8 protein-coding genes are annotated in these 12,619 nt (G+C 46.4%); 2 read left to right on the forward strand and 6 right to left on the reverse strand.

Features of this window, described 5'->3' with window-relative positions; translation table 11 throughout:
- Positions 1-130: 130 nt before the first annotated feature.
- Positions 131-508 (reverse strand): hypothetical protein, encoded by a 378-nt coding sequence (locus FCL48_RS12735; protein ID WP_136872668.1) that lies wholly within the window; start codon positions 506-508, stop codon positions 131-133.
- A gap of 265 nt (positions 509-773) precedes the next feature.
- On the opposite strand from FCL48_RS12735, the gene FCL48_RS12740 reads away from it, so the two are divergent.
- Positions 774-1,970, forward strand: a complete 1,197-nt coding sequence (locus FCL48_RS12740) for an MFS transporter (RefSeq protein WP_169309203.1) — start codon at positions 774-776, stop codon at positions 1,968-1,970.
- 156 nt (positions 1,971-2,126) lie between these two features.
- A complete protein-coding gene (locus FCL48_RS12745) occupies positions 2,127-5,183 on the forward strand; it encodes a PAS domain-containing sensor histidine kinase (protein WP_169309204.1) in 3,057 nt (1,018 codons plus the stop codon).
- A 368-nt stretch (positions 5,184-5,551) separates the two neighbouring features.
- On the opposite strand, the gene FCL48_RS12750 is transcribed toward FCL48_RS12745, so the two are convergent.
- The 5 genes from FCL48_RS12750 to FCL48_RS12770 all read right to left on the reverse strand — a co-directional run bounded on the left by FCL48_RS12750 (position 5,552) and on the right by FCL48_RS12770 (position 12,558).
- The gene (locus tag FCL48_RS12750) at positions 5,552-7,201 is read right to left on the reverse strand and encodes a fatty acid--CoA ligase (RefSeq protein WP_136872671.1); all 1,650 of its coding nucleotides are present in this window, start codon (positions 7,199-7,201) and stop codon (positions 5,552-5,554) included.
- Between the two features lie 279 nt (positions 7,202-7,480).
- Positions 7,481-9,664, reverse strand: a complete 2,184-nt coding sequence (locus FCL48_RS12755) for a sigma 54-interacting transcriptional regulator (RefSeq protein ID WP_136872672.1) — start codon at positions 9,662-9,664, stop codon at positions 7,481-7,483.
- Positions 9,665-9,707: 43 nt separating this feature from the next.
- A complete protein-coding gene (locus FCL48_RS12760; protein WP_136872673.1) occupies positions 9,708-10,016 on the reverse strand; it encodes a hypothetical protein in 309 nt (102 codons plus the stop codon).
- Between the two features lie 65 nt (positions 10,017-10,081).
- Positions 10,082-11,545, reverse strand: a complete 1,464-nt coding sequence (locus tag FCL48_RS12765) for a sigma-54 dependent transcriptional regulator (RefSeq protein WP_136872674.1) — start codon at positions 11,543-11,545, stop codon at positions 10,082-10,084.
- A complete protein-coding gene (locus tag FCL48_RS12770) occupies positions 11,542-12,558 on the reverse strand; it encodes a dual specificity protein phosphatase family protein (protein WP_136872675.1) in 1,017 nt (338 codons plus the stop codon). Before FCL48_RS12770 ends, FCL48_RS12765 begins: the two co-directional genes overlap by 4 nt.
- Positions 12,559-12,619: the final 61 nt, after the last annotated feature.

Genomic DNA, 12,619 nt, shown 5'->3' on the forward strand with positions numbered 1-12,619 from the left:
CAAAGTGTGCGTATAAGCTTAATACGTACACGCAAAAAAGGCAAGAAAAAAGCACGGTTTTTCAACTAAACCGTGCTCGTAGGGTTGTTTCTTGGGCTTAAAGTGTGCGCTTTATACGATTTTCAGGTGGTTACAGGCTGAAACTATTTGCCTGGGCCATTTCGAGAGCGAGCTGAGATCTCGAGGCTGCATCTTTTGGCATATTTTTATCTGCACACCACTGGGGAAAGGTTTCCGGATCTATAAACACTTTCATGACCTGGTCACCCGCCGCCTCAACCTCTGTTTTTTTCTCTTCGGCCCGGGCATGCCAATCGGCAAAGGTCCGTGGCAAAAATTCTGCATCGTCAAAAAGGGTCAGGAGGGTTTCGTAGTCTTCCTCCTTGTACCAGACCATCGCCCGCAGCATTGGCTGATGTTGGGGGGCTGATGCCGCTGATTTTTCTCGTTTTTCCTGGATTTTAGCGGCTGTTTTACCGGCTCCTGCGTACACATTTTTTTTTGTCATCTCAGTTCTGCGTTTAAATTTATGAGGAAGATCGGCGTATCGTGTGTTATGTCGATCTCTTTGGCTGTCGGTCGTCTTTCTTTGAACAGCAGAATATAAAATGATACGCAACTCAATACAATAGCTAATAGTCCATCGAGGTTGATGGCCAATCAGCGGTGTTGTGATTCAAAGTTCTCTGTTCCTGACCAGAGATTGCTGGTATATCTGCTCTTGTGATGTTTTCTGTGGAATGATTTCTAAAAGAAATATAGGCCGGAAAAATATGGGGAAGAATTTTACCTTTCAGTTGATATTTATTTTTTTAATTCGTCTTCTGCTCAATACCGGAAGACGGTTTATCTATCCTTTTGCCCCGGTCCTTGGTCGCAGCCTCGATGTTCCAGTGACTGCAATCACAACTATTATTGCAACCAGTCAGTTTACTTCTCTGTTTGGGTTGTTCAGCGGCCCGATCGCTGACCGGATTGGTAATAGAGTTGTCATGCGGACCGGGCTTGCTCTGCTTTCTATAGGGATGTTACTGTGTGGCCTGGTACCAGAGTATCTTGCCGTTTTTGTCGGACTGGTTCTTGCGAGCTTTGGCAAAACCGTCTTTGACCCTGCAATTCAATCCTTTATCGGTCATCATGTGCCCTTTACCAGGCGCGGCAGAGTGATCGGGATCATCGAGACTGCCTGGGCTGGTTCAACTCTTATTGGTATTCCGGCTTTTGCCCTGATCATCGAGCATATGGGACTGCGGATATCATTTTATGTCCTGGCATTTCTGGGGGCATTGGGCTGGTTGTTCATAGCCAGGATACTTCCTCCAGATTCAAAAGAAAAAGGGGCGTCTGGGGAAAAGTCAGGCCTGCTCAGTGGGATTTTCTCACTATTTCGCCAGCGGGAGACGGCAGGCATGCTGCTTTTTGGCTTCTGGATCTCCATTGCCAATGATGGGCTATTTGTCGTCTATGGTCTCTGGCTGGAAGAGAGTTTTGATGTATCTCTGGTCACTCTGGGATTTAGCACAGTTGCTATTGGCAGCGCAGAGCTTATCGGCGAGGGGATGACAGCACTCTTTTCCGATCGGATAGGCCTGAAGAAAACCATTATTATCTGCCTCTGCCTGGTGAGCGGGGCTTACTTTATCCTGCCGCTTATAGGCGTTTCTCTTATCTGGGCAATGGTCGGGATATTTTGTGTTTTTCTCTTTTTTGAGATGGTCATGGTCACCAGCTTTTCCCTCAGCACGGAATTGTTACCTGCATCCAGAGCCACTATGATGTCGGGCTTCTACGCTCTCTCGGGGATAGGCCGAATGATTGGGGTCCTTATTGGTGGAATATTATGGGGATTTGGCGGGATTACTGCGGTTGCATGGGCGGCATCCTGCTTCACTTTACTGGGACTGGGCTCTTTGCTCTGGGGCCTTTCAAACTGGCAACATGATGGGGCTGGCGGCAGTCAGGGAGATTGACATTTGTCTCAGTGATTGATGGTGTTTTGTCAAATATCCCTTTACTAAGCCTGTTGTATAAGTATGATTGTTACATATGTATAAAGTTGTTTCTGGTTTGTTGTAGGTGTTTTTCGGGTTTTGCCTCAATGTTTGATTTATGTCGTGTGGGATATTTTGAAGAAGAGATTTCAATGTGATTATGGGAAAAATTCGGCAGCAAGTGCCGGAGAAGATGCAGGATTCTGGCCGGAAATATATGATCTGCTGGATGATATAATTACAGTTCAGGATGAAAACTACAGAGTTGTAAAGGCCAACAAAGCCGCCCTGGTATTTTTTGGGCTCTCAGCACAGTCTCTTGAAAATCTACATTGTTATGAACTCTATGGAGATCTTCAGTGTCCCTGTGCTGACTGCCCTTCTGGGGTTGAGGCTCCTCTGGGCCTGGCAAAGCCACAAAAGTCAATCAGAAGTGTCAAAGATACCTTGGTTGAGGTTCAGACTTCTCTTCTTTTCCCTTCAGATAGTGACAGTCCCTGCGTCGTTCATATTGCCAAACAAATAAACAGAGCCGAGACAGAAATAAAAGCCTCCCTGCTTGAGACGGAAGGCTGCTTTGCAAAGGCATTCAATGCAAATCCACTGCCCATGCTTGTCTCAGATCTGAAATCAGGTGTACTTCTTGATGTGAACCAGCGTTGCCTTGACTGTTTTGGTTACTTAAGAGAAGAGTTGCTCGGCCACTCTTTTGAAAATATCGGAGCCTGGAAAGATGGAGAACAGTGGAAAAATCTCATGCTTGAACTCCAGAAAAATGGCTGTATTAAAGATTATACTCTGCAGATCAGAACAAAATCGGGTGAAATCAAAGATGTGCTGTGGTCCGCGGAAACAATTGTTTTTCTGGGGAAAACAGTACTTCTTTCTCTTGTCGATGATGACACAGATCGGCGGAAGGTAGAAAGGACGCTTAAGGAGAGTGAAGAAAAATTTTCACAGGCATTTGATGCATGTCCAGATTCGGTGAATATTAACCGCTTAGACGATGGCACCTTTGTTGAGGTGAACAAAGGCTTTCTGGAGTGGTCAGGGTTTACGCGAGAGGAGGTTATTGGCAAGACTTCTGAAGAACTTAAGCTCTGGTACGACCTAAAAGATCGGGAAAAACTCGTCAGAACCCTGGAAGAGACAGGACACTGTGAAAATCTAGAGGCGAAGTTCTACAGAAAAGATGGTACTCCCACAATCGGATTAATGTCTGCCCGTGTCGTCAGTCTCAACAATGTTCCTCATATCATCTCTGTGACCCGGGATCTTGGTGCTTTGAAACGAGTTGAGAATGAGCATCGCCGCCAAAAGAATCTCTTTGAGACCATTTTCAATGCCTTAACCGATGGTGTTGTTGTAACCGATATAAACCGCATCATACAGATTGCCAACAAAGGTGTGAAGCTGACTTTCGGCTATGACCCCGAGGAGCTGGTTGGAAAAAGTACAGAAGTTCTCTATGCACAAAAACAGATTTTTCACGAGTTAGGCGAAAAGCTTTTTAGTGCCCAGGCGCAAAAAAACCAAACCTTTCATCATACGACATACAGGCACCGTTCTGGCAAAGTGTTTCAGGGTGAGTCGTTTGGGACCAAACTTTACAATCACCGGAATGAATGGATCGGTAATCTCGGCATTATGCGGGATATTACCACGCGTGAAAAAGAGAAAAAAGAGCGTTTAGGGCTGAAAACGGCAATCGAACAGGCCAGCGATGTTGTTCTGATTACCGACTATCTCGGTGCTATAACCTACGTAAACCCCGCCTTCGAAAGGGTAAGTTTATACTCTAAAAAAGAGGTGATAGGCCGCAATCCACGTTTTCTCAAAAGTGGCCTGCACGATGAAAAATTTTATGAAAACTTCTGGCAAACGATCACCAGCGGCAAGACCTTTACTGGTCGTACGGTGAACAGGCGAAAGGATGGGAGCCACTATACAGAGGAGGCCACGGTTACTCCTATTGTCGACCGTTTCGGTAAGATCATCAATTATATCGCAATTAAGCGTGATATAACAGAGAAGCTCCTGCTCGAATCTCAGCTTCAACAGGCCCAGAGGATGGAGGCTGTGGGGCGTCTTACGGGAGGAGTTGCCCATGATTTTAATAATATCCTGGGTGTCATTCTTGGTTATTCGGGAATGGCTTTGCGTAACAGCAAGCCAACAGACAGGCTCTATAATGACTTGAAAATTATATATGATGCTGCCAGCAGGTCCGCTGATATTGTCCGACAGCTTTTGATGTTTTCCAGGCAGCAGACAGTTCTTCCACAAACGATTGATCTCAACTATGCCGTAGAGAGTATGCTGAAAATGTTACGGCGGTTGATTGGTGAAGATATTGAACTGGTCTGGAAGCCCTACCCGGGTATTCTTCCTATCAAAATAGATCCCAGCCAGGTGGATCAGATTCTTGCGAATTTATGTGTCAATGCCCGGGATGCGATAACCGGTAACGGTATCCTGACCATTTCAACTGCCAAAATAGTTCATAAAGACACCATGGTCCGGACGCAGATGGTCTGTGCCCCGGGTGAGGAAGCCATCCAGCTTGTCGTCACTGATAATGGCGCAGGTATCAACCCGGATTCCTTGGATAAAATATTTGAACCGTTTTTTACAACAAAAGAAATGGGTCACGGAACGGGTCTTGGACTGTCCACTGTTTACGGTATTATTCAGCAGAACAACGGTGATATTGCGGTAGAAAGCCAGCCTGGAGTGGGAACAACGTTTACGATAGTGCTTCCCGAGAGTCATGAGCCGCTTTCTTTAAATAAAGAAGGTGGCCTGGCCCAGGTTTCTGAAGGCAGAAATGAGACCATACTGTTGGTTGAGGATGACTTAACCCTGCTTGATATGACCCGTCGGATGTTGGAAAAAACAGGTTACATTGTATTGCCGGCCAACAGTGGTGGTGAAGCTTTACGTCTTGCAGAGAAAAATAGTAAAACCATAGATCTGCTTGTTTCCGATGTGATCATGCCGGAAATGAATGGCAAGGAATTAAGCAGTAAGATACTGGAAATAATCCCGGATCTCAAAATACTTTTCATGTCAGGTTATACTTCCAATGTTATCGGACATAACGGAGTGCTGGAGGAAGGAGTGCAGTTTGTCGCAAAACCTTTTTCGAGAAAAGACTTATCCGATAAAATCCGGGCAATACTCCATTCGTAAATTTTCCAGGCCTTGTGTCTTTTCAGGGGTGACAATCCAACACGGGCAAGTGTCTTTCTCAAAGAACGGTTGGAAAATGAAGTCAGGAGCATCGCATATACTCAAAAGGAGTACGGCATACGGCATACGGCATACGGAATACGGGCATGGGGGACCAGGGTTTTAAAGCTCTACACACATAAAGCGGGACGAAATTCTTCAAGGACCTGTAAAGTCCCGTACCTTTTGATATAGCTTGATTCTATGGAGATCGTTCTTCTGACCATTCAGGGCAGCGACTATATGCAATATTAGCTGCAGCGTACAGTAGCGGCCCTGGATGAATAAAAACAGAAGGTGGGTACTAGGGGGAACGACAGTTCCTCTGGTTATTGTTTAAACTGTCCCCGGATATCTTTTTTGCTGATTTTACCGACACTGGTTTTAGGTATCTGCTGGTCCAGGATGATTTTCGAAGGGACGCCGAATTTTGGAATGACTCCCTTTTCCACAAAGCTCATACAAAAATCCTTGAGATCCTGTTCGGTAACTTCCCCCTTAAAGGCCTCTTTGAGAACAACTATAGCAAGAGGTCTCTCGCCCCACTTCTCATCGGGTACACCGACAACGGCAACCTCGCTTACTCCGGGATGCTGGCTGATCATACTTTCAAGCTCAAGCGATGAAACCCACTCTCCCCCTGTTTTGATGACATCTTTGAGTCTGTCGGTAATCTGCAGATAGCCTTCTTCGTCGATAAAGCCGATGTCTCCAGTATGCAGCCATCCACCGGCCCAGAGCTCTTCACTTTTTTCCTGATCTTTTAAGTATCCCTGGGTCAGCCAGGGGGCGCGGACAACCACTTCACCTACAGACTTGCCGTCGTGAGCTACGGGACTACCGTCCTGATCAACGATCTCCAGTTGCACATTACTTACCGGCAGCCCTGTTCTGCAGCGTATCCTTATCTGGTCTTCTTCTGGCCATTCAAGCATGTGAGGTTTGAGATTGGCGATGGTCAAAAGCGGACAGGTCTCAGACATACCGTAGGCTGTATAAATATTAATGCCTCTGTCGAGGGCTGCCTTGCACATGCCAATGGATAGAGCTGAGCCTCCGATAATAACTTTCCAGCCTTGAAGATCACTCTTCTCAACAGCGGGAGAGGAAAGCACCATGTGCATGATGGTTGGTACACAATGGGAGAAACTCACCTTCTCTTTCGTGATAAGTTTGAGCAGCATTTCAGGTTCGTACCGTCCCGGGTATACCTGTTTGGCACCGAGCAGTGTCATAAGGTAGGGTACACCCCAGGCATGCACATGAAACATTGGCGTGATAGGCATGTAGACATCAGCGGAGCTGATTCTGGCCTGACAATCATACCCGCAAAGAGACGTGACAAAGCCGTAGGTGTGCATCACAAGTTGCCGATGACTGAAATAGACCCCCTTGGGCGGACCAGTGGTACCGGTGGTATAAAAGGTTGTGGCGATTGAGTTTTCATCAAAATCAGGAAAGGAATATTCTGTTGGATTCTCGCCCAGCATGGCTTCATATTCATGATCGAGGACCAGACTTGTCTGGGCAGATGTACCGGAATCTCTGAGCAGGATTATTTTTTTGACTGTGGAGAGTTTATCCTTTATGGCTTCCAGAAGGGGGAGGAACTCTGAATTGACCAGAATAATATCATCTTCAGCATGGTTAATGGTATAGAGAAGCTGTTCGGATGAGAGCCTCACATTAACGGTATGGAGAATCGCTCCAATCATTGGGACAGCAAAATAACATTCAAGATACCTGTTTGAGTCCCAATCCATCACGGCTACGGTATCTCCCGCCTGAACCCCGAGTTTAGTAAGACCGTGAGCCAGTTGGCAAATTCGGGACCCAAGTTGTGTATAGGTGATTTCCTTCTGGTCACGATATACTATTTTCTGCTCTGGGGAATAGATGAGCGGTGTCGTCAACAGGTATTTGATGAGCAGGGGATGAGAAAAGGCCGAGGGTGTTGGCGAAATAATTTTTGTCTGCATGTAACCTCCTGAAAATAGAGATTTGCGGTGCTGAAACAGTATCATGTATAGATCTTGTTGCCGGTTCTTTGCGGGCTTTATGCAGGATAATTACAAGCAAACAACATGCCTGTGGATACAGTTCGGGTGATTGCAGCCAGTTGAAGGGCGTGGGTGCCTGATTTGAATGTAATGAATTGAGGCAGACATGACTCACCTGCGGTGGATACAGTGGAGCAATATACTGTAATTATATATGAATCTTTCTGTGAGTATATATCACTCAAAATGAGTCATTAATTACTCGATCGGGGAAGTTAGGTTCAATTGCTTCATCTTCAGGTAGAGGGTCTTTCTCTGTATCCCTAAAATTTTGGCGGTCAGGGTACGGTTCCAGCGGCAGGCCTCCAGCTGTTGCAGAAGGTGTTCTTTCTCAAATTGTCGGGTTGCCTGGCGTAGAGGCCGGGTTTGAGGGGCTTGAGAATGGCTCTTTGGATTTTTGCCTGAAACGTTGCAGGTTACGCAAGGCCCGGCGAACTCAAGGACATTGAGATTGAGAAAACGCTGAATGGTGTTTTCCAGTTCTCTGACATTACCTGGCCAGTCGTGCTGCATCAGCTTGTCCAGATCATGACCGGTCAAATGCCGGGTGGGATGACCTTTGCCGTGTTTGGCCATAAAATGCTCAAGCAGCAGAGGAATGTCGTCTAATCGCTCTCTCAGGGGAGGGAGGTTGATAGGAATGATGTGGATGCGGTAAAAAAAGTCCTCCCGCATACTGCCATTCTCCAGCATTGGTCTGAGATTACTGTTTGTCGCCGAAATAATTCTTACATCCGGCATTATGGGTTCGAGACCTCCCAAGGGGGTGTAACCTCTACCTTCCAGGACCCGGAGCAGCTTGACCTGCATTGCTTCATCAATTTCTCCTAACTCATCGAGAAAAAGGGTGCCATGATCCGACTCGGCAAAGTAGCCACGCTTGTCCAGATCAGCTCCGGTAAAAGCGCCTTTACGGTAACCAAAAAATTCACTTTCCATCAATTGGCCAGGAATGGCGCCGCAATTGACCGGTAGAAAAGTATGTTCCCTGCGATCACTCATCTTGTGGATCTCACGGGCTACGAGCTCTTTTCCGGTGCCAGATTCACCATAGATAATAACACTGGCATCCGTTGCTGCTGCACGCAGGATCAGTTCATAGATGTGCTGCATGGCCCGGCTTTTCCCAATAATCGTCCCGAATTTATAGCGATCCCCAATATTTTCACGAAGGCGGAGATTTTCTTTTTGCAGGTAGATTTCGCGTTCCTTGAGCGCTATTTCTGACAACTTCCGCTCATGAATGTCGATCAAAACCGTCTGTGTTTGGGATACAAGGTTTTCCTCTTCGTAAATAGGAGAACTTACAGCGTAATACCAGCGGTTATCCCCCGGGTGCTGAAACTCAATGGCACTTGTTGCTCCTTGAAACACTTTTTTTTGTGGACACCAGGAACAGGGTGAATCAAGGCCGAAAATACGTAAGTGACAACGATCGCGACCGAGATGGTGACCTATTTTCGGTTCTGTTTTCTTCTTCAGCTTATTGTTCATATAGACAAGCTGAAAATCGGCAGTGCATATATAGATGTAGCCGTCAAAGGCCTCAACAATCCCTTTTAAACGTGATTCACTTTCTCTCAGGTTGCGTTTTACGGATTTTAGTGAGGTGATATCAATAAGAGATGCGACACTACAATCTGTGCCGACGATCATATCAACACGAAGAAAGACATCTTTATGATTTCCGTGACGGTCTTTTAAGGTAAATTCATACTCGATTGGCGCCTTATCAACAGAATCGCGCCTCTTGATGTGATAGTTGAGCATCCTGTTCAGATCATCTTGCTTGGCGATAACAGCCGTCCACTTCATTTTGCCTTCAATCTCATCTTTGGAGTAACAAATAAGGTTGGCAAATCCAGTATTGGCAAGAGAAATCGTCGTGTCTTTTTCGATGATAATGGTACCGGCACCTGTATTTTCAAAGACACTTCGGTATCTCTCCCCACCTGCAAGCAGTTCTTTCTCAATGGATTTTCTATAGGTAATATCTTCCACAAAGCCGTTGTAGTAAAGGACTTTTCCATTCTTATCCACAGAGGGGCGGACATGGATTCTGCAGGGGAAGACACTGTTATCCTTGCGTTTCCAGCAGCTTTCAAAGTGCGTAGGAGAATCCTGTTGTCGCTCAACTATCTCGACGAGCTCTTTACGTGAGTCAGGATCTTCATAAAGATCGGTGATATTCTGTTGAGTGAGTCTGGAGAATTCATGGAAAGAAGCATAACCGAGCATTTCTGCAAAGGCCTGGTTGGCAACGAGAATACGACCATCGACGGTGGTCCGCAGAATACCGATCGGGGCTTGTTTGAATTGCTCTCTTAATTGCAGAAGATCTTCAGAGGCGAGAGGAGTATCAGTATCAGGTAAATCTGTCATAATGCAACCGCCTTTTCGTTCGGGAGATTGTTTGACGACAACATTACATTGCACTGTAGCTCATGTAGCCTATCATAAACAGATTTGGTGCGCCAGAGGTATACGCACCGACCGCCTGTAATGAAATCAGCTGCGTCTGGGTTTGGTGGAGATAAATGCAAATCTCTGCAAAGCTATGGCCTGTGCAGGCTGGCTGGTATCCTGGTAAAGGTTCAAGAGGCTGGGCATGAAGAAAAGAGCCACCAGAGGATTGGAAGTATGGCCACCTTGAAAAATTACCAATTTGTTCACCTTCATCTGTGTGCTCAGAATTGTATCCCTGGCGCCAAGCGTAGACTCCGATATCAATCATATGCCTGAGCTAAAATTCCTCAAACAACTCGAATTTGAACAAATTTTCTTATTTTAAAGGTACCCTTATATCAGGTCAGATGGATTTTTTTTAAAATCACTGGAGACAATTTTGTATCGTCTCATAATCCGTTGTAATCCCTGCCGTTCCAGACCACAGGCAGCTGCTGCATTGGTGACGTTGCCGTTATAAACAGAAAGAAGGTTGCGTAAATACTCTGTGGAAAATCTCTGAACAATCTTTGATTTTGCTTCATTGTAAGGGGTCGTGTAGAGATCTGTAAATCCCCCCTGGTTTGAGTCCTCTGCAGGCTCTTCCTGGGAGTTTTGCAGCAGGTCCTGTAGATCTGGCATCTCAACTTTGCCGCCAGCGCTCAGAAGGACAATTCTTTTAATACTGTTTTGCAGCTCGCGGACATTTCCACTCCATCTCCTCTGCCCCAGATGCTGAAGCACATCCGGTGACACGAGGAGATTTTCCCGGTCGTACTGGCTCTTGAACTTCACGAAAAAATGATGGATGAGAAGAGGGATATCCTCCCGCATCTCACGGAGGCTTGGCATGGTAACGGTGACGACATTTAGTCGGTAAAACAGATCTTCTCTGAATTCTCCAGCGCGGATCTTCGCTTCGAGATCCTGGTTGGTGGAAGCCAGAACACGGACATCAACTTTGATGGTTTTGTTCTGGCCGAGTGGCTGAATTTCTTTCTCCTGCAGGACTCGCAGCAATTTTGTTTGAATGGATACCGGAATATCTGCAACTTCATCAAGGAGGATCGTTGAGCCGTGGGCTTCAAGAAAAAGCCCCTTTTTCTCATGATTTGCCCCGGTGAAGGCTCCTTTGCTATAACCAAAAAGCTCGCTCTCAAGAACGTGTTCCGGCAGAGCCGGGCAGTTCACCGTGATCATCTTTTTTAATCTGCGATTGCTGAGGCTGTGCAAAGCACGGGCTGCAACCTCCTTCCCGGTGCCACTTTCTCCACGGATGAGCACGGTGGCATCGGTATCCGCCACCCGGGTGATGAGGTCGAGAGCTCTGGTCAGGGCCGCTCCCTGGCCGACAAATCCCTGGGGAGGGGAGAGGGTGCTGATTTTTTCCTTGAGCTGTTTATTGGTTCGTAGAAGGAGGGTTCTTTCCAGACAGTTATTGACCACCCTGACAATATGGTCTTTATCAAATGGTTTCTGCAGAAAATCATAGGCACCCTCTTTCAAGGATTGAACCGCCATATCGATTGTTCCGTAGCCGGTCATGATAACGACTGAAATAGATGGGTCGTGTTCCCGAATCTTGCTGAGGAGCCCCAGGCCATCAAGGTCGGGCATTTTAATGTCTGAGATGACAACGTCAGGACTATGTTCTTTCAGTAATGAAAGGGCGATGAGTCCGGATGCAGCACTTACAACATTACAGTTACACTTTTTTTTAATTACCAGCTCCAACATAGATAGCATGTCCGGCTCGTCGTCCACTATCATCACCAATTTACGGTTGGTGGTTTTTTCTACACTCTTACTTTCTATCATTTGTTGTATTTCTGGTTTGCAAGAAATTGAAAATATTGCTGGATGAATTTCCCGGAAACAGCGTCGGAACGGTTGACCGACGGAGGAGGGGTACTGCTGTCGAGGCCAAAAAGAGCATAAAAAATTTCGTTGGAGAGCCTGGAAAGCTCACCACTTATTTCCGCAAGCTGTTCATCCGTGAATTCCACCCCGCGGATGCGGCACTGGAGGGGCCTGTGCTGTGGAAGCATACAGCCCTCTTCTCCATAGAGAGGACAGGTCTCGTTATGCGGGATGGTGGTGCTTTCTCCTTCTGAATTTGAGCCGGATGTGGCTACTGTTTTATCGATCACTTTTTTTCGCTCTTTGGAGGACAAACCAATATTCACCTTTTCATTGAGGTAGATGGCCTCAATTGGGGCAAGAGAGAAACTGTTTGTGCAGCAGCGATTGGTATCGATCTCTTTTGTCTGGGGAAGTCTTGACTGAACGATAAAATCCACTCTTTTCAGGAGCTGTTCGTACCTGTTATAAAATTCACTGAGATCGATTCCGTTACGGTTGTCAGGAGTTGCCTCACCGATTTTCAGTGTTCCTTCTTTTTTGCCAAATTTCCTCAGCAGCCACCACTGGGTGAAGTTGGTGGGATTTGCCCGGGTTTTTTTCAGGAGCTTTTCGGCCTTTTTAAGACCCATTCCTCTTCTCAGCAGATAGGCTGTAACAAAGGTACCGGTTCTGCCGACCCCGTGCTTACAGTGAACGAGTACCTTTTTCCCAAGATACATGGCCTCATCCATCCACTCTAAGCCTTTTTCCATCTCTTCCATTTTGGGCGCGCGATCATCTGTTATCGGCAGGTAAAATACCTCAAAGCCAGAGTTTTCTTCAAGCTCGTGAAGGTCACAGTACTCTTCACAGAGATTGACAATAGCATCTATTCCCTGGTCGCGGATTTGGTCGAGTTCGTCGTAGGACATGGGGGCATGGCCCACAGCGAGGTTTTTTGTAATCCATGTAACTTGATAACCTGACATAAGTTCTTCTGCGTGAAATTTGTTATTGAGACGATGAGCTGGGTATAGCGCTCTTGTCATT

This window comes from Desulforhopalus sp. IMCC35007 (genome assembly GCF_005116575.1).
GTDB lineage: Bacteria > Desulfobacterota > Desulfobulbia > Desulfobulbales > Desulfocapsaceae > Desulforhopalus_A.

Bases quoted from the DNA above. Each gene is read 5' to 3' on its own strand.
- FCL48_RS12740 (WP_169309203.1), top strand. From the start codon at position 774: ATGGGGAAGAATTTTACCTTTCAGTTGATATTTATTTTTTTAATTCGT.
- FCL48_RS12755 (WP_136872672.1), bottom strand. From the start codon at position 9,664: ATGACAGATTTACCTGATACTGATACTCCTCTCGCCTCTGAAGATCTT.
- FCL48_RS12760 (WP_136872673.1), bottom strand. From the start codon at position 10,016: ATGATTGATATCGGAGTCTACGCTTGGCGCCAGGGATACAATTCTGAG.
- FCL48_RS12770 (WP_136872675.1), bottom strand. From the start codon at position 12,558: ATGTCAGGTTATCAAGTTACATGGATTACAAAAAACCTCGCTGTGGGC.
- FCL48_RS12765 (WP_136872674.1), bottom strand. From the start codon at position 11,545: ATGATAGAAAGTAAGAGTGTAGAAAAAACCACCAACCGTAAATTGGTG.
- FCL48_RS12735 (WP_136872668.1), bottom strand. From the start codon at position 508: ATGACAAAAAAAAATGTGTACGCAGGAGCCGGTAAAACAGCCGCTAAA.
- FCL48_RS12750 (WP_136872671.1), bottom strand. From the start codon at position 7,201: ATGCAGACAAAAATTATTTCGCCAACACCCTCGGCCTTTTCTCATCCC.